Annotated in this window: 14 protein-coding genes; all 14 read right to left on the reverse strand. The window is 59.2% G+C overall.

The annotated features are described in order from the left end of the window. Window positions 1-13 precede the first annotated feature (13 nt). On the reverse strand, window positions 14-976 hold the full coding sequence (gene pyrF, locus WMO36_RS02735) for an orotidine-5'-phosphate decarboxylase (RefSeq protein ID WP_294448256.1): 963 nt from the start codon (window positions 974-976) through the stop codon (window positions 14-16). After that, window positions 976-2,394: a dihydroorotase gene (locus WMO36_RS02740; protein ID WP_099572013.1), complete on the reverse strand. Its 1,419-nt coding sequence runs from the start codon at window positions 2,392-2,394 to the stop codon at window positions 976-978. Before WMO36_RS02740 ends, pyrF begins: the two co-directional genes overlap by 1 nt. Before the next feature lie 3 nt (window positions 2,395-2,397). Further along, window positions 2,398-2,823: an aspartate carbamoyltransferase regulatory subunit gene (locus tag WMO36_RS02745; protein ID WP_099572012.1), complete on the reverse strand. Its 426-nt coding sequence runs from the start codon at window positions 2,821-2,823 to the stop codon at window positions 2,398-2,400. Further along, window positions 2,823-3,836: an aspartate carbamoyltransferase gene (gene pyrB, locus WMO36_RS02750; RefSeq protein ID WP_099572011.1), complete on the reverse strand. Its 1,014-nt coding sequence runs from the start codon at window positions 3,834-3,836 to the stop codon at window positions 2,823-2,825. Before pyrB ends, WMO36_RS02745 begins: the two co-directional genes overlap by 1 nt. A 208-nt stretch (window positions 3,837-4,044) precedes the next feature. Then, a complete protein-coding gene (locus WMO36_RS02755; protein ID WP_302146909.1) occupies window positions 4,045-7,137 on the reverse strand; it encodes a bifunctional [glutamine synthetase] adenylyltransferase/[glutamine synthetase]-adenylyl-L-tyrosine phosphorylase in 3,093 nt (1,030 codons plus the stop codon). 91 nt (window positions 7,138-7,228) lie between these two features. After that, complete coding sequence (metF, locus tag WMO36_RS02760) at window positions 7,229-8,068, reverse strand: methylenetetrahydrofolate reductase [NAD(P)H] (protein ID WP_099570604.1); 840 nt, start codon at window positions 8,066-8,068, stop codon at window positions 7,229-7,231. 29 nt (window positions 8,069-8,097) lie between these two features. Next, window positions 8,098-10,404 carry a 5-methyltetrahydropteroyltriglutamate--homocysteine S-methyltransferase gene (gene metE / locus WMO36_RS02765; protein WP_099570605.1) on the reverse strand — a complete coding sequence of 769 codons (2,307 nt, stop codon included), beginning with the start codon at window positions 10,402-10,404 and terminating at the stop codon, window positions 8,098-8,100. A 158-nt stretch (window positions 10,405-10,562) separates the two neighbouring features. Further along, on the reverse strand, window positions 10,563-11,120 hold the full coding sequence (locus WMO36_RS02770; RefSeq protein WP_144171381.1) for a SixA phosphatase family protein: 558 nt from the start codon (window positions 11,118-11,120) through the stop codon (window positions 10,563-10,565). 88 nt (window positions 11,121-11,208) lie between these two features. Further along, on the reverse strand, window positions 11,209-12,264 hold the full coding sequence (locus WMO36_RS02775) for a tRNA (adenine-N1)-methyltransferase (protein WP_144165595.1): 1,056 nt from the start codon (window positions 12,262-12,264) through the stop codon (window positions 11,209-11,211). Window positions 12,265-12,374: 110 nt separating this feature from the next. Next, entirely contained in the window at window positions 12,375-13,226 is an 852-nt protein-coding gene (locus WMO36_RS02780; RefSeq protein WP_349076677.1) for an ABC transporter ATP-binding protein, read from the reverse strand. 104 nt (window positions 13,227-13,330) lie between these two features. Then, complete coding sequence (gene glgA, locus WMO36_RS02785) at window positions 13,331-14,587, reverse strand: glycogen synthase (RefSeq protein ID WP_099570609.1); 1,257 nt, start codon at window positions 14,585-14,587, stop codon at window positions 13,331-13,333. Between the two features lie 236 nt (window positions 14,588-14,823). Then, window positions 14,824-15,285, reverse strand: a complete 462-nt coding sequence (locus WMO36_RS02790) for a Yip1 family protein (protein WP_099570610.1) — start codon at window positions 15,283-15,285, stop codon at window positions 14,824-14,826. 185 nt (window positions 15,286-15,470) lie between these two features. Beyond that, window positions 15,471-17,018, reverse strand: coding sequence for a glutamate synthase subunit beta (locus WMO36_RS02795; RefSeq protein WP_099570611.1), 1,548 nt, complete (start codon window positions 17,016-17,018; stop codon window positions 15,471-15,473). 1 nt (window position 17,019) lies between these two features. After that, entirely contained in the window at window positions 17,020-21,591 is a 4,572-nt protein-coding gene (gene gltB / locus WMO36_RS02800) for a glutamate synthase large subunit (RefSeq protein WP_349076680.1), read from the reverse strand. Between the last annotated feature and the right edge of the window lie 102 nt (window positions 21,592-21,693).

Here is a 21,693-nt window from a genome sequence, read left to right on the forward strand (position 1 = left end):
GCCAGTCGGCAGGTTACGGCAGGACTGCACGCAGATTGTCACGCATGTCTTTGGCTGCTTCACGCGCCGATTCGGCGACCAAGTCCAAAGCATCGTCGGCGCTCATGGATTCGGAATACTTACCGGACTTCTTCCATGCTCCGATAATGCCCCGGGACGAGTTGACGAGAGCACCCATACCGTCGCGGTCGAACATGCCGGCCACACCCTGCGCGGTACCGCCCTGTGCACCGTAGCCCGGTACTAGGAAGAACGTGTGCGGCATACGTGCGCGCAATGCCTTGCCTTCCTCCGGGTGGGTGGCTCCGACCACCGCGCCAACGTGTGAATAGCCGTTCTTGCCAATGGTTTCCGCTCCCCAGCTTTCCACCAGATCGGCAACATGCTCGTATACGCGTTCGCCAGAAGCGAGTTCAAGTTCCTGCAGTTCGCTGCTGGACGGGTTGGAGGTGCGCACAAGCACGAAGATGTCTTTGTCGTTGGCGGTGGCGGCGTCGACGAACGGCGTGATGCCATCGGTGCCGAGGTATGGGTTCACGGTCACCGCATCCTCATGCCATGGATCGTAGGCGGTGTCGCCCAATCCTACACCGCTGAGGTGATGAGCATATGCGGCTGCGGTGGAGCCGATGTCTCCGCGCTTGACGTCGCCGAGCACATACAATCCCTGCTGCTTGGCGTATTCGCAGGTCATAGTGTAGGCGTCGATACCTGCCGGACCGAGCGCCTCATACATGGCGATCTGCGGTTTAACCGCAGGCACGATGTCTGCGACGGCGTCGATGATGGCGCGGTTGAATTCGAAGAAGGCCACGGAAAGCTGCATGGCAGGTGCCTCCGCCGGGTCTTCGACCTGTTCGTTGATTTCCTCGGCGAAGCTTGCAGCGATTTGCGCTGGCACGAGCGCTTCAGTCGGGTCAAGTCCCACAACGCTCGGATTCTGCTTGTCTTCAATCGCTTCAATCAGACGATCCATCAATCCTCCTTATCGATACGGCTGAAGGCCAGCTTCGAACCGATGATGGTGGCGAGTGGACGGCCGGTGACCTGCCATCCGCCGAATGGGGTGTTTCGAGCCGAGGAATGGAATCGTTCAGGATCCACGGTCCATTCCTCGTTGGTGTTAAGCACTACCAGATCAACATTGTCGTCTGCCGGAACCTTGCCGAGGTCCAGCACACGTTTGGTGTCGTCGTCTCCCGGAACGGCGTCCGCGTATTCGTCCAGCACGGCCGTCAGGTCGGTCTTGTCGTGCCCCATAAGTTCGGCAGGCGCGGTCGACATGAGTTCGATCAAACGTTCGTCGGAAATGAAACCACCGTCCACAAGAATCTTGTGGCAGACGCCGTACGCGCATTCAAGGCCGATGATGCCGTTCGGAGCGTCAAGGAATCCGAGCTCCTTCTCTTCCATGGTGTGTGGCGCATGGTCGGTGGCCAGCAGATCGACGGTGCCGTCAGCTACGGCTGCGATGGTTGCCTTGCGATCCTCTTCGGAGCGCAACGGCGGATTCATCTTGGCAAGCGTGCCGTATTTCAATAACGCCTCATCGCACAGCGCAACATAATGCGGTGCGGTTTCGCACGTAATCGGCAATCCTTCAGCTTTGGCCTTGCGAATCGCGTCGAAGGAAATCGCAGTGCTGACATGCTGGAAGTGCACGTGCACGCCGGTCTTACGTGCCATCTCAATGTCACGTTCGACGATCTTCAGTTCGGTGTCTTCGGGAATGCCGGGGACACCCAGTTCTCGTGATACGGGACCTTCGTTGACCGCTCCGGTGTCGTGGTGTTCGCAATGCTCGATCAGGTACAAACCTGATTCCTTGACGTTGTCGAACACTGGGTCAAGGATTTCCGGTGTTACCGCGGAACCGTCATCGCTGATGGCGGTCACCGGGTGGGCCAGCTGGTAGGCATCCTTGTTGTCGTCATCGTGTTCCGGCAGATAGCCGATCCAGTCGGCCACGTCAGTCGCTTCCTTGCCTGCACGCCCTTTGGAAGCGCATACGCACAGGTCATAACGTACCGGCAAGGTCACATCATGGGCTTGTTCGTAATGCTGCAAATAGTCGATGACCGTGTCGAAACCGGCGTCGAGCACTTCGCTGGCACCCGGTTCCCCCGCCGTCACCTTCACGCCATCCATGGCGGGAACGGTGTTCGGCATGATAAGCACGTTCGTGTATCCGCCAGAGGCGGCGGCCGCGCAGCCGGAAACCATGGATTCCTTGTAGGTCTGGCCCGGATCGCGGAAGTGGACGTGGGGATCTTCGAATCCCGGGGCGATGGTCATGGCCGAAGCGTCCACCGTTTTATCAGCGTCGGATGGGACGATCAGGTCGATGACTTCACCGGTATTCCAAACCTTGATGTCGTGAAGGGTGAGGGTCATGGGTCAGAGCTTCGCTTCCTCGTCGCAGTAGTCGCAGCGGTATTCCTGACGGTCGGAATGCACCAGATGGAACATCTGCACGGCCGGCTCGGTGGTAGTCACGCAGCGCGGGTTCACGCATTTGATGATATTGACCACATGTTCCGGCAGTGTAGGCTGCTTTTTCTCTACGATTTTACCGCCGCGCACAATGCCTACGGTCGCGGTGCGTGCCACAAGGCCGAGCACGTCAAGGTCGATGGTTTCGGCTTCCTCTTCGCTTTCGATTTTGATGATGTCTTTGGTGCCGAACATGTGGCTGTCGGTGTTCATGATCAGCGCGAGCTTGGTCTTAGCCGGATCGATTTTCAGGTATTCAAGTACCTTGAGTGCGGTGCCGGCAGGCACATGGTCGATGATGATTCCGTTCTGAATGCTGGTGACTTCCATCAGGCCGCAACCTCCTTGGATTCAAGCGGTTCATATCCCGGCAGTTCGTCTCCAACCACCGAGCTTTCCAATGCCATGCGCATGAGCATGCCGTTCTTGACCTGTTCGAAGTAGGCGGCGCGTGGGTCGTCATCCACTTCAACGGCGATTTCGTTGACTCGCGGCAACGGGTGCAACACAGCCATGTCTTTCTTGGCGTAAGCCATCTTGGCTTCATCGAGAATGTAGGTGTCGCGCAGTCGCAGATAATCGTCTTCGTTGAAGAAGCGTTCCTTCTGCACACGGGTCATGTACAGCACGTCGAGATCGCCAATCACCGAAACCAGATCTTTGACTTCCGTGTAAGAGCAGGAGTCGGTCGCATTGATGCGGTCGAGCACGTACTGGGGGGTCTTGAGCTCGTCCGGGCTGATCAGCACGAAGTTCACATTGCCGAAACGGCATAGGGTTTCGATCAGGGAGTGCACGGTACGGCCGAAGGTAAGATCGCCGCACAGACCGACGGTCAGATTGTTCACGCGACCGAAGCGCGACTGTAGCGTCGCCAAATCAGCCAAGGTCTGCGTGGGGTGCATGTGCCCGCCGTCGCCGGCGTTGATGACCGGCACGGAGGCAGCGCGGGACGCCACGAGCGCAGCACCCTCCTTCGGGTGGCGAATCGCCACCACATCCACGTAGTTAGACACGGTTTTCAGAGTGTCCGAAATGGTTTCACCCTTGGTCACGGAAGCGAGCTGGGCGCCGGCGAAGCCGATCACCTTGCCACCGAGTCGGAGCATGGCGGTTTCGAAGCTCAGACGCGTACGAGTGCTGGGCTCATAAAACAAAGTGGCGAGCACCCTGCCATCGCAGGTGTGCGCCACTTCTTTACGATGAGAATCAATGTACTGCGCCTTGTGGAGTAATTCCTGAATCTGGCGAATGGAAAGATCATCCAATGTGATGACGCTTTTTCCTACCATCGGCGTTTCAACCGCCTGTTCGAGTACTGAAGACAACGGCTCACCTTTCATGCAACTTGTGGTTGAAGGTGGCCACTCGAAGTGACCTAGCCAACTATAGCCTGAAATGCAGACCCTGACGGTTCACCGCGTGTTCACGAATACTCGTAGAGCGGTCTCCGTCCTTCCATAGGCAGAAGCCTTGATCCAGCACATTCGTCAGAGCCGTATGGTCTCGATCCGACGGTCACAACATGTTCCTCGCCGTTAACTTCCCAGCTCACGAACGGCCGTAGAACAGGCGTTCCGTTACGTCGCGGGCCTTGCGCATTACTGCAAGCAGATCGTTTTCGAAATGCTGACCGCGATTTGCATCGTATCCGAGGCATACGGCGATACCTCCCAGCGAATATGAATCGTCCGGCAGAATATCGGCCTGATTGACGCGTCCGCTCCACAGGTAGCTGCCGTTGCGTGCAGCCGTGCACATGCGCCATGCCTTACGCAACACCACAGCGTCGCCAGCGGAAATCAGCTTGCGATGTTCCAGCTCGTCCAACGCCAGCAACGTACCGTTGACGCGCAGGTTGGCGTTGTTTCCCGCATGCTGCAATTGCAACAGTTGAATCGTCCACTCAACATCCGATAGTCCACCCTTGCCGAGTTTCAGATGGCGATCCCTGCGTACGCCGCGTGGCAGACGTTCGGCCTCCATACGCGCCTTAAGCTTGCGGATTTCAGAGATCTGCGTTTCCGTAAGATCGATTTTCGGATAACGCAACGGATCGGCGATGTTCATCAGGAAATCCTCGGCGAGCGCCGCGTCGCCTGCCGCGTATCGGGCGCGTAGCAGTGCCTGGTGTTCCCATGTGCTTGCCCAGGATCGGTAGTATTCCTCGCAGGATGCGTAGGATCGTACGAGTGGTCCGTTTTTGCCTTCGGGTCTAAGGTCCATGTCGAGTTCGATTTTTTGTTCGAATGTGGTTGGGCCTTGCAGGATCGCGCGTAGGTCTTCCTGCACTTTGCGTGCGAAGAGGTTGGCTTGGGTGTCGTCGGCGCCTTCGGCTGGCCGGTAGATGATGATCACGTCAGCGTCGGAACTGAAGTTGACTTCCTTGCCGCCGTAACGTCCCATGCCGATGATGGCGATCGCGGCGGGCGCTTGTTCGAGTTGCATGTCGTTGATGCGATGTCGGATGGACCATTGCAGTGACGCTTCGATGGCCGCGTCGTATACGTCGGTCATGCCGGCGAGCGATGCTTCATCGTCGATCACGCCGCTCATCCATGCGAGGCCGATGCGTTCGATTTCGTGTCTGCGCATGGCTCGGATGGAGTTGGCGAAGTCGTTGATGTTGCCGGCATTGCGTTCGAGCGTTGCTTTGGTTTGGATATTGAGGCTTTCGCGCGAGCGTGGTTGCAGGGATTCGTCGTTGCCGAGCCAGGTGACGGATTCGACGGATTTGTTGAGTGCGTCGCCGAGGAATCGTGAGTTGGATAGTATGTGGCATAGGCGTTGTGCCGCGGATGGTGAGTCGCGTAGGAATCCGAGGTATTCGCTTTCGGAACCGAAGTTTTCTTCGAGTTTGCGCCAGTTGAGCAGTCCCATGTCTGGATTCTGCCCTTCGCCGAGCCATTGCAGCGCCGCGGGCAGCAGGATGCGGTTGATTTTCGCGGCTCGGGAGACGCCTGCGGTGAGTGCGGTGACGTGGCGCATGGCCGCGTCGGCGTCGGCGAATCCGATGGATTCGAATCGTTCCTGCGTAGCTTTTGCGGAGAGTTCCACCTGTTCGTCGTCGAGTCCCGCGTTGATGGGCAGCATGGGCCTGTAGTAGATGTCCATGTGCAGGTGGCGTACTTCGCGACGTGTCTCATCATATTTGTTGACGAGTTCTTCGGGATGCATGTGGAATGCGCGTGCGAGTCGTCGTAGCTCGAGATTTTGGTTTAGCTCGTCGATGGTGATGTCTCGTTTGCGTTCAAGGCCTCCCGTGCTGGCTTTGCCGAGGTCCGGGAACAGGTGGGTGCGTTTGAGCGCCCACATTTGCTGGCGGTGTTCCAGTACGCGTTCGAATCGGTAGTCCCATGAGAGCTTTTTGGCTTGTTTGCGTGATACGTATCCGCCTTCGGCCAAGGCCTGTAGGGATTCGAGTGTGGAGCTGGTACGCAATGCTTCGTCGGAGCGTCCGTGCACGAGTTGGAGCATCTGCACGGTGAATTCGACGTCGCGCAGACCTCCCCTGCCGAGTTTGATTTCGCGGTCTTTGAGCGGGTTGGGAATAAGATCTTCGACACGTTTGCGCATCTGCTGGCAGTCGTAGACGAAGTTGTCTCGTTTGGATGCGGTCCAGACAAACGGTCGGGTCATGCTCATATACGCTTGGCCGAGGTCAGAATCGCCGGCTACCGGGCGTGCTTTGAGCAGGGCTTGGAATTCCCAGTTTTCCGCCCATTGCTCATAGTAGGCTTCGTGGGATTCGAGCCGGCGTACCAGTGGGCCGTCCTTGCCTTCGGGGCGCAATCCGCCGTCGATCTGCCAGAGCGTCGGTTCGGCGACGCCCATGATGACGGATTGGCATACGCGTTGCAGGGTGGTCGCCATTTTGGTGCCGACTCGGCTGAGTGTCATGCCGTTGGTGTCCGTGTCGGCGGGTTCCACCACGTAGATCAGGTCCACGTCGGATACATAGTTGAGCTCCCGTGCGCCCAGTTTGCCCATGCCGATGATGGCGAAACGTACATGTTCGCTGCCGTCCACTTCATGGCGTGCGATGGCGAGTGCACCTTCGAGCGCCGCGTCCGCAAGGTCGGAAAGTTCGGTGCTGATGCGCGGTTGGATTTCGGTGGGATCGTTTGCCGTGGCGTCTTGCGTCATGATTGCGGCGAGTTGTTTGCGATAGGTTTTACGCAGCGCCGTCGCAGCTTCGGCAAGTGGCAGATTTGCGGTCGGCATGGCATGGTCATTGGGATCGGCTCCTACCGATTTGAGCACATGCGCTCTGCGCTGTTCGTGATTGTAAAGATGGCTTTCGCAGGCGTCATTGGCCGCGGCCTCCACGAGTTCGGGACGGAATCGCATGAGCTTGCCCATTTCATCGGATACGCCAAGCACGGTAATCAGTCGTATGAAAGAGTTCTCATCGGCGATGATGTTGGTGAAATCCTCACCTTGGCTTTGCACCACTTTGATGATGTCCACCAGGTTGCTGAGTGCGACGTCAGGATCGCATGCTTTTTCCAGCGTTGTCAGCAGCAGTCGCATTCTGTCATCGTCAATGCCGTCATTGTGCAGCTCATCGAACAATGTGCGAGCTTTGTCGAGATCTTGCAGCCCTGCTCGAATCAGATCGAGCGCTCCGAACTTGTGTTGCATGGAAGTCATGGTTTCTATAGTAACCGTATAAAACCAGGGGCGGTTGCGAAATACCCGCAACCGCCCCTGATGTTTGTTGCATCGTCCGGAATCAGACGAAGAATGGTTTGACGTTGGACCAAATACGTCTGCTGACGCATGGATGGTTCATCGTATACAGGTGCACACCGTCGACGCCCCGCGCCACTAGATCGCAGATCTGCTCGGATGCGTAAGCGATACCCGCCTCTTTAAGCAAAGCCTTGTCGCTTCCCCATTTATCAAGCATAATGCTGAGTTTTTCGGGGATCTTCGACTGACATTTGCTCGACATGTTCAACACCGATTTCGCGTTCATGACCGGCATGATGCCCGCTTCGATCGGCGCATCGACGCCTGCGGCCCTCGCTTTGTCGAGGAATCTCAGGAAGTCCTCGTTGTCGTAGAACAGTTGCGAAATCAGGTGCGTCACGCCGGCGTCGACTTTCTTTTTGAGATTGTCGATGTCTTCTTCCAGCGTTGCCGCCTGCGGGTGCTTTTCCGGATAGCAGGCGCCGTAGATCTTCATGCCCGGGCGCTGTTGGCGGATATATGCGGCCAGATCGCTGGCATGTTCGAACACTCCTGCCGGTTCGGCACCGTCGATGCGGTCGCCACGCAAGGCGAGCACGCCGGAGACCTTGGCCTGTTCGAACATGTCGAGTGCCTGGTCGACGTCATCCTTGTTCAGATACTGCGCGGTCAGATGGGCCACGCTGGGGATGCCGTATTCGCTTACCGTGTGGGCGATGCGCGCGGTCAATGTACGGTCGGATGATTTGCCGGTGCCGTAGGTGACGGAAATGAAATCGGGGTCCAACCCCTGCAGGCCATCCAACGTGTCGTAGATGGTGCCTACAGGGGAGGTTCGCTTCGGAGGGAACACCTCGAGCGAGAACATTGGCGAATGCATGGCTGTCGTCTTGTTCCTAACGTTTCGCCTTATTTGGTCAGCTTGGCACGCACAGCCTGGGCTGCGGCCACGAGGTTTTCAAGGCTTGGCCAGGTTTCGGCGTTGCCGCGGGTCTTCAAACCGCAGTCGGGGTTGATCCACACCTTTTCGACGTCCATCTTCTTGAGGATTTCGTAGATGCGTTCCTCGATTTCGGCTTCGGACGGGATGCGCGGCGAGTGGATGTCGTAGACGCCCGGGCCAGCTTCGGTTTCGAAGTTGGCGTCGTGAATGGCGTCGAGCACCACGAGATCGCCGCGGGAAGCTTCGAAGGAAATCACGTCGGCGTCCATGGCGTCGATGTCGGTGATGATGTCGTTGAACTCCGAATAGCACATGTGGGTGTGGATCTGCGTGGTCGGCTTGACCGCGGAGTGCACCAGTCGGAATGCCGGAATGGCCCAGTCGAGGTACTTCTTGTGCCAGTCGGTCTTCCTGAGCGGCAGCTTTTCACGCAGGGCGGCCTCGTCGATCTGGATGACCTTGATGCCAGCGGCTTCGAGATCGAGCACTTCGTCGCGGATGGCGAGGGCCAGCTGCTGGGTCTGCTGCTCGTGGGTGATGTCCTCGCGCGGCCAGGACCAGTTGAGAATAGTGACCGGGCCGGTGAGCATGCCCTTCATCACATGACTGGTACGGGACTGCGCGTAGGCACTCCATTCCACGGTAATCGGGTTGGCGCGGGACACGTCGCCCCATACGATCGGAGGCTTCACACAACGGGTGCCATAGGACTGCACCCAAGCGTTCTTGGTGAACAGGAAACCGTTGAGGTTCTGACCGAAGTATTCGACCATATCGTTACGCTCGAATTCGCCGTGCACAAGCACGTCAAGGCCGATCTGCTCCTGATGCTTGATGCAGGCGTCGATCTGCGCCTTCATGTATTCGTCGTATTCAGTCTTGGTGATTTCGCCCTTGCGCAGTCTGGCGCGTTCGGCGCGCACTTCCTTGGTTTGCGGGAAGGATCCGATGGTGGTGGTCGGCAGCAACGGCAGGTTCAACGCCTCACGCTGTGCCTTCTGACGTTCGGCACGTGCCGGCTGACGCACGAAGTCCGAGTCGGTCAGAGCTGCGAGACGTTCCGCCACGTTCTTGTCGGCGGCAACGCGGGTACCGTCGAAGAGCGCCTGGTTGGCGGCCAATGCCCCGGATGCCTTCTTGTCTTCCTCGCTGGCGTCGGCGAGAACCGAGAGGTCGTGCAGTTCGCCGAGCTTTTCAACGGCGAAGGCGAAATGCTTGCGCACATCATCGGCGAGACCGTCTTCACCTTCGGTGCTGAACGGCACATGCAGCAGGGAGCTTGCGGTGGAGACGGCCACGTTGTCGGTGACCTTCTTCAGCGCGTCGACGAGTCCAAGGCTGACGGCGTAATCGTTGCGCCAGATGTTGCGGCCGTTGACCACACCGGCGAAGATGGTGGTGCTCTCTGCGACGCCGAACTTTTCAACGGCGGCGAGATTCTCGTCCTTGCCTTCGTTGAGGTCGAGTCCGATGCCGTCGAAGGCGAGCAGGTTGACTGTCTCATACACGTCGGCGATGTGGCCGAAGTAGGTGTTGAGCAGCACCTTAATCTTGCCGTCGCGTGCGGGCAGGATCTTGGTGTACAGGCTCTTGAACAGTTCGACGTCGCCCGGCTCCTTGTCGAGCACGAGGTACGGTTCGTCGATCTGGATCCATTCGGCGCCCAGCTCGGCGAACTTGGCCACGACCTCGGCGTAGACGGCGGCGACCGCGTTGACCAGGCCCTTGTCATATTCGAGTTCTTCGGCCTGCGGATTGCGGGCGAGCTTGAGGAAGGTGTACGGGCCGATGAGCACCGGCTTGGTGGTGATGCCGAGCGCCTTCGCCTCGTTGAATTCGTCGAACGGCTTGGTGCTGTTGAGCTTGATGTCGGTGGCTTCGTCGACTTCCGGCACCAGATAGTGGTAGTTGGTGGTGAACCACTTCTTCATCGGCAGCGCGGTGACGTCGCCCTTGTCTCCCTGGTAGCCGCGGCCCATGGCGAACAGCGTCTCTTCGGGATTGTCGAAGGCGAGGCGCTGGTAGCGCTGCGGAATGACGTTCAGCAGGATGGCAGTGTCGAGCATTTGGTCGTAATAGCTGAAGTCGTTGCTCGGAATCAAATCGATTCCGGCTTCCTGCTGCAGCTTCCAATGCTTGGCGCGCAGCTCCTTGGCGGTGGCGCGCACGTCGTCGAGCGTTGCGGCACCCTTCCAATAAGCTTCGATAATCTTCTTCAGCTCGCGGTTCTGGCCGATGCGAGGGAAACCGGAGACGGAAGTGAGAACGGACATGAATCCTCCATCTGATATGAACAATGCAACCCGCTCAAGCTATCACAAATCGCCTTGATATAAGTCATTAAGAAAATTTGAGTGTCGTTATAAGCATGGTTTATACCAGTTGGCGCGATAGTTTCACGCCTCTCAACATCATGCCGATCGACAAGGAATTATTCAAAATCCTTGGCCGTCAGCAATGCGATGAGTTCGCCGCTGTGCAACTGCCATTGGTTGAACGGCTCGTTCGAGCCGAATACGGCGAGCGAAGCCGGCGACATGCCCAGATTCAGCAGCTCGAGCAGTGTCGCATCCGATTCGGAACTCGCCAGCCACTGGCATGCGATCGACACGGTGGGCTCATGGCCAAGCACCAACAATTCGCGATGCTTTTCCTTGGTCTGCGCAAGCTCGTCGAACACGGACTGCACTCCACCCTCATACAGGCTCTGGCGGTAGTCGACCTTCGGGTCGTCGCCGAACACCTTGAGCATGCGGTCGCATGTCTGTCTTGCTCTGGTGGCGCTGGAGCACGCGATACGCGTCGGCGCCATTTTGTGCGTGACCAAGCCTTTGGCGACGGCCTTCGCCTGCTTGCGTCCCTTGTCGGTCAGTTCGCGCCCGGCGTCGCCGCCGTCACCGAACGGTTCGGTCTTGGCGTGGCGCATCACCAGCAGCACGTATTTGTAATCCTTGGCTTTCTTCGCAACCTTCTTAAGGCTCGTTCCCATGGACGAATGCTCCAATCCTTAACGATCCGATGCGCGTCAACGCAACACACACGACTATTGTCTCAGAACACTTGCAAGAATCACCGTATCAATCGCCGATAGCCTCGACCTGCGCGTCGAGATCGCGCAGCACTTTGCGCAGCTTACGGTCGGAAATGTCACGCAGTTCAAGGTCTTCGAGCTGTTCGGCACGTTCTTCGGCGCTCAGGGAATCGATATCCGTGGTCGTGTCTTTCGTGGCACGGTCGCGTTTGCGCAACGCCTGGAATCCCGGAGCCATCGCACGGGATACCATAAGGAAACCGGTGTGCCCGATCATCTGATGGTCGGGGCGGATTGCCAAACCCTGCGCCTTCCAGTCACGTTCCAGCGTTTCCTGGATGTCCGGTTCCGTCCAGCAGCCGGCTTCGCGCAACGCCTCCGCCATACGACTCAGCTGCGTGGTGGTGGTCACATACGCCACGAGCACGCCTCCGGGGGCGATCACTCGATACGCCTGTTCAAGCCGGTTCCAAGGGTCGAGCATGTCAAGCATGATGCGGTCGAAGGAATGCTCCGGCAACGTGGCCGCCACCGAGTCGAAATCTCCAGTTTTCAAATCCCACCAAGCAGGGCGGCCTCCGAAATAGACCGTGGCGTTCGCTTCGGCCACGCGGGCGAATTCCGACCGCATCTCGATGGTGGTCAGCCGGCCGGACTCACTCACCGCGTCCAGCAGGTTGATGCTCATGGCGCCAGATCCGGCTCCGGATTCCAGCACGTTCATGCCGGAACGGATGTCGCCCAACTGAATTACCTGGGCAATGTCCTTCGGATACATGATCTGCGCGCCTCGAGGCATCGACAGCACATAGTCGGCCAGCCTCGGACGCATTACCGCGAACTGCCATCCACCGATGGCGCGCGTGCCCTTCCAAGGCTTGTTGGCGTCGCGTTCCGGATGGTCCTGGTTGATCTGGGTCTCGCGTTTGGCGCTCACCGTAACCACCACGGATCCCTCCAGCTGCCCAATCACGTCGTCGTGCAGAATGATGCCATGCGAGGTCTGCGTCACGCCACCAGGCACCAGCTGGTCGGTGATCTTATTGGATCTGCGATCCGTGAACTGCACTTTCTCGCCCGTCGTCAACGGTCCTCGACGCATCAATCGCTCCTTCATTGCAAACATGGATTCCATCATTGCGACAGCACGGTCAAGACCCGCCTGTCTGGCGCTATTCATGCTACAGCATGTTCCACCATGCAAAGCGCCAGTTACAGCGCGTACGCGTTCCAGCGCCCGTTCATGTGTGTCACCTCGAGCTTCAGGCCGAACACCTCGCTTAAGCGCGCGGACGTGAAGCCATGTTCCAAGTCGCCCGTGTACACGATGGTTCCGGGGGCCGGATCGTTGCCTGCCACATTGTCGGCATAAGCATCGGCTTCGTTGCCGGTGATTCTACCCATGATCGCCACATGGTCGAATCCCTGCGGAATCTCCTCAAGACGATGCGTCACCAATACCACGGCACGGTCTGATTGTTCGGCACCGACCCTGCTCAACGCACGAAGCGCGATCTCACGACCACCCAGGTCGAGTCCTGTGGTCGGTTCGTCCAGAATCAGCAAATCCGGATCGGCCATCAGCGCACGGCAGATCAGCACGCGCGTACGTTCGCCTTCCGAAAGCTTGAACATCATCTTGCCTTCGAGGTATTCGATGCCGAATTCGCGCATCAGGGAGCGCGCCTTGGCATAATCCTCGTCGGTGTAGGTGTCGCGCCAACGGCCGGTGGTCGCGGTCAATGCGGTCACGATGGCGTCGAGCGGATCTTCCTGAGGCGGGAACGCACGGCTCAGTTCCGCGGAACTCAAACCGATGCGGTTACGGTAGGAGAACACGTCCACTTTTCCGAGACGGTTGCCAAGAATGTCGACGGTGCCTTCGGACGGGAAGCCCCTGGTACTCATCATCTGCACCAGGCTTGATTTGCCGATGCCGTTAGGACCGAACAGCACCCATTTCTCACCTTTGTTGATTTCCAGATTGACTTTGGTGAGAATCACGCGCTTACGACGACGGAATTCCACGTCACTGAGTTTCAGCGCGATGTTCTGTTCCGGCATTCTTCCTCCCTTGCCGTTGTTCAGATTGCAGTCACGAAAACGCCTTCCGCCAGAATAATGCGTCCGGAGGAAGGCGTTCACGTATCGTCTACGTGGTGAACGGGTTATTCGGCGGCTTTGCCCTGCTCGGCCAGCACATCCTCGTAGACCTTGACGGTCTTGTCGGCGATCGACTCCCAACTGAAGCTGTCGCGTGCGCGTTCATATCCGGCCTGGCCCATCCGCTTCGCCTTTTCGGGGTCGGCCATGATGCGGTTGATGGCGTCGGCCATATCGTGTACGAACTTGTCTGGATTGGTCGGGGTGCCAGTGCCGTCGTGCAACTGGTCGACGGGCACGAGATAACCGGTTTCGCCGTCGACGACGACCTCGGGAATACCGCCTGTCGCGGAGGCTACCACGGGCAGACCGCAGGCCATGGCCTCAAGGTTCACGATTCCGAGCGGCTCGTAGATGGACGGGCAGATGAACGCGTCGCAACCGTGTTCGAGCGCGTTAAGTTCCGGCTTCGGCAGCATCTCCTCGATCCAGATGATGTTGCCGCGCTCCTCATCAAGCTTGGCGAACGCGGTTTTGACCTCGTTCATGATTTCCGGAGTGTCGGGCGCGCCGGCGCACAGCACGACCTGGATGCCCGGATCGACGAAATGCAACGCCTGCAGCAGGTACGGCAAACCCTTCTGCCTGGTGATGCGGCCGACGAACAGGAGCGTGGGCTTATTACGGTCGATGTTGTAACGTTCGAACACCTTCCAGCCCGGATCGTCGTCAGCCGGGATTTCGAACTGGCTCATGGTGATGCCGTTGTGCACCACGACCACCTTGTCGGGATCAAGATTCGGATATGCGGACAGGATGTCCTCGCGCATGCCGGCGGATACGGCGATGACGCGGTCGGCGTGCTCGTATGCGTCACGTTCAGCCCACGAGCTCAGGTCGTAGCCGCCGCCCAACTGCTCACGCTTCCATGGGCGGAACGGTTCGAGGGAATGCGCGGTGATGACCAGCGGCGTTCCGTGCAGCATCTTGGCAAGGTATCCGGCCAAGCATGCATACCACGTGTGCGCGTGGATAATGTCGGCGTCCACATCGTCGGCGATCTGCAGATCGACGCCGAACGTCTTCAGCGCGCCGTTTGCTTCCTGGAGTTCCTTGGGAACGTCGTATCCGACGACCTTGAGCGAACCTTTCGGATTGTCACCCGGGATTTCGGGAATCTCGTTTTCGGCACGTGGTCCGTCAAATGCACGAACCGTCACATCCACACGTTCCGCCAGAACCTTGGAAAGCTCCTCTGCGTGCACGCCTGCGCCGCCGTACACCTTGGGCGGATATTCACGGGAAAGGATGTCAACCTTCATATCTGTGCTCTCCTCTTCGAGTCAGGCAGTTGTTCCACCACTACTGTAAGGCAAATTTCCAAGGAAACGCCTGATTGTTTCATTCGTGTCACAAAGTTTTGCATCTTTTCTAAAAATGCAAACAAGGAGGTCAATAAACCAGGAACGAATAGTGTCGTCATTCGTGACTCGCATGCGAAAGCGGGGCTGCATCCTTCCATCGGATGCAGCCCCGCTCTGCGTTCATCGCCTTACCATCAGACGGCCGTACCATTCTGATCGAGGTTCGGATTATGCTTCGGGTTACCCGCCGTGAAGAACAGGCTAAGCACACCGACGGCAAAGACAGTGGAAACAGTTGCGATGAGCCACATCGGATGCGATGGCAGCCACATGACTACAAGGAATGCGATTGCGGACAATGCGATCAGCGCCCAGCTGGCCACGCGGAACCACTGGCGCACGGAATGCGGCGCCTTGAACATCTTGGGATTTGTGTAATCCGGATTGGTGGTCAGCAGGCTTTCGTTTTCCACGACGCTGCCGCCGGTCGGTTTCCATGGACCGTCGATGCCGTCCTGCAGGCGACGGGACTTCTCCTGAAGCTGGTATTCGTCAAGCATGCCGGAACGACCACGGCCTCTGGTCTGGTCGTACTGTTGGGGCACTCCCCTGCGGTTCTGCTTGGCTTGGGCACGTCGTTCGGCGCGATTTGGCATTGGTGCACTCCTTTGTTACTTGTTGCTGCATGCCACTTTAGCGCATGCCGGACCCGTACGCCGGCTGTTTTCCACGCTTCAGTCATATCAATTCAAGGAAAACGTTGCCTATAGGAAAAGTGGTCTTCATCCGCATGCCGATGGATGCGGATGAAGACCACTTGGATCCTGGTGTCGTCGTCGAATCAGCGCGGCAGCATCATCGGCCTTTTGGAAGCCACGATGGGCGCCGGAAGTTCAGTGGCACCGGTGAGGTATTCATCCACGGCAGCCGCGCAGGAGCGGCCTTCGGAAATGGCCCATACCACGAGGCTCTGGCCGCGGCCGGCGTCGCCGCAGGCGAATACGCCATCCTGGCTGGTGGCGAACTTATCGTTGCGAGCCACATTGCCGCGTCCGTCGAGGTCGACGGGCAGCTGATCCACGAGCGTGGTGGTGTCCGGATGCAGGAAGCCGACGGAGATGAGCACCAGATCGGCCGGAATCACGCGTTCGGTGCCCGGCTGGCGGGTGAATGGGCCGTTTTCGCCGGGTGCCACGTTCACGACCTTGAGACCGGTCACATGTCCGTTCTCGTCGGCCACGAAGCCTTCGGTGGCGGTGGAGTGCTCCACCTTCACCTTGGCCTGTTCCTCTTCGATGCCGACGAAGTTCACGGAATCCGTGCTGTACACGTATTCAGCACGCTGAGTTTCAAAACCTTCCTCCATGGAGGAGGTCTTCTGGTACAGGCGTGCGAAAGTCGGCCACGGTTGGTTGGCCGGGCGTTCGCTTGGTTCCTGCGGCATGATCTGCAGCACGGTGACGTCTTTGGCGCCTTGGCGAATGGACGTGCCCAAGCAGTCGGATCCGGTATCGCCGCCGCCGATGATCACGACATGCTTGCCTTCGGCGGTGATGTCATTGACTGGCTTAACGCCGTAGACGCGGCGGGTTGCATCAGGCAGGAACTCCATGGCGAAGTGGATGCCCTTGAGTTCACGGCCCGGAATCTTCATATCGCGCGGCACGGTGGAACCGATGGCGACGACCACGGCATCGTAGCGGGAGCGCAAATCGTCCCAAGAGATGTCTTTGCCGATCTCCACGCCGGTGCGGAACACAGTGCCTTCGGCCTCCATCTGTTCCACACGGCGGTCAATGAGCCGCTTGTCGAGTTTGAAGTTCGGAATGCCGTAGCGCATCAGACCGCCGATGGCGTCATCACGCTCGTATACGACCACGGTGTGGCCGGCGCGGGTGAGCTGCTGGGCGCATGCCAGACCGGATGGGCCGGAGCCGACCACTGCGACGGTCTGGTCGGTCAGACGCTGCGGAGGCAACGGCTTGACATAGTCGAGATCCCATGCCTGATCGATGATCGTGCATTCGTCGTTCTTGATCATGGTCGGCGGCTGGTGGATGCCCAGCACGCAGGCGGCCTCGCACAGCGCGGGGCAGATGCGGCCGGTGACCTCAGGGAAGTTGTTCGTCTCGGACAGGCGGTTGTACGCATCCTCCCACTTCTCCTGGCGGACCAGATCGTTGAATTCTGGAATGATGTTGCCCAGTGGGCAGCCGTTCATGCAGAACGGCGTGCCGCAATCCATGCATCGGGCCGCCTGTTCGGTGGTCCAAGGTTGCAGGCCGGATTCGGCGTGGACGTCGAACCAATCCTTGATTCGCTCCTCGACGGGGCGTTCGGCCAGTTCGCGACGGGTACGGACCTTCAGGAATCCACGTGGATCTCCCATGTCAGCGCGCTCCTTCCATAACCTGCTCGTACACCTGTTCCCAGACGCCGGGCGTATTGAAATCGATATTGTTCTCTTCGGCGTTCTTCATCGCCTTCTGCATGGCGAGGAAGTGCCTCGGCACGATGTGCGTGAATCGCTTGGATACATTCTTCCAGTCGGCGAGCAGTCCGGCCGCGAATGCGGAGCCGGTCTCTTCCGCGTGCTGCTTGACCAGGCCGTGCACGATTTCGTCCGACTCACTGTCGAGCGGTTCGAACAGCAGTGCGCCGTTGGTGGCGGCTGCCGGGTTGACCTGCTTCATATCGAGATCGAGCACGTACACGTGGCCGCCGGAGAAGCCTGCACCGAGGTTGCGGCCTGTGGGACCGAGAATCACGACGGTGCCGCCGGTCATGTATTCGCATCCGTGGTCACCGACGCCTTCCACCACGAAGGTGGCGCCGCCGTTGCGTACGCCAAAGCGTTCGCCAGCGCGTCCCGCCACGAACATCTGGCCAGAGGTGGCGCCGAAACCGGTGACATTGCCTGCAATCACGTTCTCATGCGGATCAAAGGTGATGCCCGCTTCCGGACGCACGACCATACGGCCGCCGGACAAGCCCTTGCCTGCGTAGTCGTTGACTTCGCCGTATATGCGGATGGTTTCGCCGCGTGGGATGAACGCGCCGATGGACTGGCCGCCCGCACCGTGGAAGGTCATGTCGATGGTGTCGTCCGGCAGACCTTCCTCGCCGTAGCGCTTGGTGATCTCGTAGCCGACCATGGTGCCAAGCGTACGGTACACGTTGCGGATTGGCATCTCGATGCGCACCGGCTCCTTCTTCTCAAGGGCTGGCTGCGCAAGCTCGATGAGCTTGTTGTCGAGCGCCTTGTCGAGCTCGTGGTTCTGCTCGATGGTCTGATGCAGGATGGTTCCCGGAACCGGTCCCGGCTGCATCAGCACGTTGCTCAAATCGATGCCGTCGGACTTCCAACGCTTGATCGCTTCGTTCTGATCGAGGCATTCGACATGGCCGACAGCCTCCTCCAAGGTGCGGAAGCCAAGCTGTGCGAGCAGTTCGCGCACTTCCTCGGCAATGAACATGAAGAAGTTGATAACGTGCTCCGGCTTGCCCTTGAAGCGTGCGCGCAGTTCGGGATCCTGGGTGGCGATGCCCTGCGGGCAGGTGTTCTTCTGGCAGGCGCGCATCATGACGCAGCCTTCGACGATCAATGCGGCGGTGGCGAAGCCGAATTCCTCGGCGCCAAGCAGGGCTGCGATCACCACGTCGCGTCCGGTCTTGAGCTCGCCGTCGCACTGCACGGTGATGCGCGAACGCAGGCCGTTGAGCACGAGCGTCTGCTGGGTTTCGGACAGACCGATCTCCCATGGGGTGCCGGCGTGCTTGATGGCGTTGAGCGGAGCCGCGCCGGTGCCGCCGTCGTAGCCGGAAATCAGCACCACGTCGGCATGGCACTTGGCCACGCCGGCGGCGATGGTGCCGACGCCGAATTCGGAGACGAGCTTGACGTGCACGCGAGCCTTCGGATTCGCCATCTTCGCATCGTTGATCAGCTGCTTCAGATCCTCGATGGAATAGATGTCGTGGTGCGGCGGCGGGGAGATGAGCTCTACGCCCGGGGTCGCGTGACGCACCTTGGCGATCCACGGCGGGACCTTGGCTCCCGGAAGGTGGCCACCCTCACCCGGCTTGGCGCCTTGGGCGAGCTTGATCTGCAAATCAGTGGCGTGCACGAGGTAATCGCTGGTCACGCCAAAACGCGCCGATGCGATCTGCTTAATCTTGCTGTAGCGCAGCGGATCGTTGATACGATCCTCGGATTCGCCACCTTCGCCGGAGTTAGAACGTGCACCGATGGTGTTCATCGCGATGGCGAGGGTCTCATGCGCTTCCTGGGAGATGGATCCGTAGCTCATGGCGCCGGTGGAGAAACGCTTGACGATCTCGCTGGCCGGCTCAACCTCGCTGATGTCGATCGGCTTGCGGTCGGACTTGAACTTCATCAGTCCGCGCAGCGTCATCAGACGGTTGGAGGTGTCGTTGATGTGCGCCGAATACTTCTTGAACATGTCGTAATCGCCGCGCTGGGTGGACTGCTGCAGCAGGAAGATGGCCTCAGGATCATTGAGGTGATCCTCGCCGGTGCGGCGCCACTTGTACTCGCCGCCGGTGCGCAGGTTGCGGTGCGGACGGGCGGTCCACTGCGACGGGTAGGCCACACGGTGACGAATGGCAACCTCTTCGGCCAGTTCGTCGAGTCCGACGCCGCCGACGCGGGAGGTGGTGCCGGTGAAGTATTTGTCGATGACGTCCTTGTTCAGGCCGATGGCTTCGAACAACTGCGCGCCGCGGTAGCTCATGATGGTGGAGACGCCCATCTTGGCCATGATCTTGAGCACGCCGGTGGACAGCGCGTTGGTCAGGTTCTTCACTGCGGTTTCGGCATCGACGTTGAGATACCCATTGCGGGACAGGTCTTCGACGGATTCGAACGCCAGATACGGGTTGACTGCTGCCGCGCCGTAGGCGATTAGCAGAGCGACATGGTGGATTTCGCGCACATCGCCGGCCTCCACGACCATGGAGATCTGGGTACGCGTGTGTCTGCGCAGCAGGTGGTGCTGCACCGCGGAAGTGAGCAGCAGTGATGGAATCGGTCCCCACGTGTAGTTGGATTCACGGTCGGAGAGCACAAGGAAGTTGGACCCGTTTGCGATGGCCTCATCGACTTCCTGGAAGATTTCCTCAAGACGTTCCTTCAGTGCCTTGCCGCCGCCTGCGACCTGATAAAGACCCTTGACGACGAACGGCTTGTAGTAGCCGCCGAGGATCTTGGCGCGGTCGAGGCGCTTGAGCTGCGCCATTTCGTCGGAGTTGAGCACCGGCAACGGAATGAGGATCTTCTTGGCGTGCAGTTCGGAATCGGCCAGCAGGTTCGGCTCGGGACCGATGGCGGATTCGAGGCAGGTCACGATCTTTTCACGTTCCCAGTCGAGCGGCGGGTTGGTAACCTGCGCGAACTTCTGGGTGAAGTAGTCGAACAGCATGCGGCTGCGGGAAGAGAGCGCGGCCATAGGCGCGTCGTTGCCCATGGATCCGAGCGGTTCCTTACCGGTGTTGGCCATCGGGGCGAGCAGCAGCTTCAGGTCCTCTTCGGTGTAGCCGAAGGCACGCTGACGGCGCTGCACGGACTGGCCGGAGTGGTTGACGTGCTCGCGCTTGGGCAGCTGGCTCATCTCGACGGTGTTGCCTTCGACCCACTGGCGGTACGGATGCTGGGCAGCGAGGTTCTTCTTGATTTCTTCGTCGGGGATGATGCGGCCTTCATCGGTGTCGACGAGGAACATCTTGCCCGGCTCCAAGCGGCCCTTGGACACGATGTGCTCCTCGGCGTTCTCCGGAAGCACGCCGGTTTCGGAGGCGAGCACGATGTAACCGTCGTCGGTGAGCTGCCAGCGGCCGGGGCGGAAGCCATTGCGGTCGAGCAACGCGCCGACCTGAGTGCCGTCGGTGAAGATGATGTGCGCGGGGCCGTCCCACGGTTCGATCAGTGTGTTGTTGTATTCGTAGAACGCCCTAACGTCGGGATCGAGCTGGTCGTTCTTCTCCCATGCCGGCGGCAGCATCATGGAGATGGCATGCGGCATGGAACGTCCGGACAGGTGCAGCAGTTCGAGGCATTCGTCGAACGTGCCGGAGTCGGAGTAGCCCGGGGTCGCGATCGGCAGCAACGGCTTGAATTCGCCAAGCAGTTCGGAGCTCAGTCGACCTTCTCGCGCGGACAGCCAGTTACGGTTACCCTGGATGGTGTTGATCTCGCCGTTGTGAGCCAGCTGGCGGAACGGCTGTGCGAGCGGCCAGCTCGGGAACGTGTTGGTGGAGAAACGGGAGTGCACGATGGCGATCTTCGCCTTCATGCGCTCATCGGAAAGGTCCAGGAAGAAGGGTTTGATCTGCATGGTGGTGAGCATGCCCTTGTAGGTGATGGTGCGTGCGGAAAGGGACGCGAAGTAGATGCCCACCTCGTGTTCCACACGCTTGCGGATGCGGAACGTCTTGCGGTCCAGTTCGATGCCGGCGAGCTGCCCTTCGGGGTCGGCCACGACCAGCGTCTTGAACGCGGGCATGCTGGCGAGCGCCTGCAGTCCGAGTCCGTCCGGGTTGGTGGGTACGACGCGCCATGCGAGTACTTCGAGGCCTTCTTCGCGCACGATTTTGGCGATGGCCTGTTCTTGTTGGCCGGAGGTGGCGATGTCTCGGTCGAGGAACGCGATGCCGGCGGCGTAGTGGCCTTCTTCGGGTAGTTCGACGCCTGCGGTGGCGCGCATGAATTCGTCGGGCATGCTCATGAGGATGCCCGCGCCGTCGCCGGTGTTTTCTTCGGCGCCGACCGCGCCACGGTGGTTGAGGTTGACGAGCACTTCAATGGCGTCGTCGACGATTTTGCGTTCGGGGCGCTTGTTGAGGGTGGTGACCATACCCACGCCGCAGGCGTCATGCTCGGCGTCGGGATCGTACATACCTTGGGAATCATGGATCGTGAGATCTAACGGGGTGTGGAAAGTCACCGAAACCACCTTCAATGTTTTTGGGCAAGAAAAGTCTTGCGGTTCTTTAATGCGCGGTTTAGAATAGCGCGCCTTTGTGTCGTGGATATTTCCGTGTCCATA

Origin of the sequence: Bifidobacterium hominis, assembly GCF_040095915.1 — a bacterium.
GTDB lineage: Bacteria > Actinomycetota > Actinomycetes > Actinomycetales > Bifidobacteriaceae > Bifidobacterium > Bifidobacterium hominis.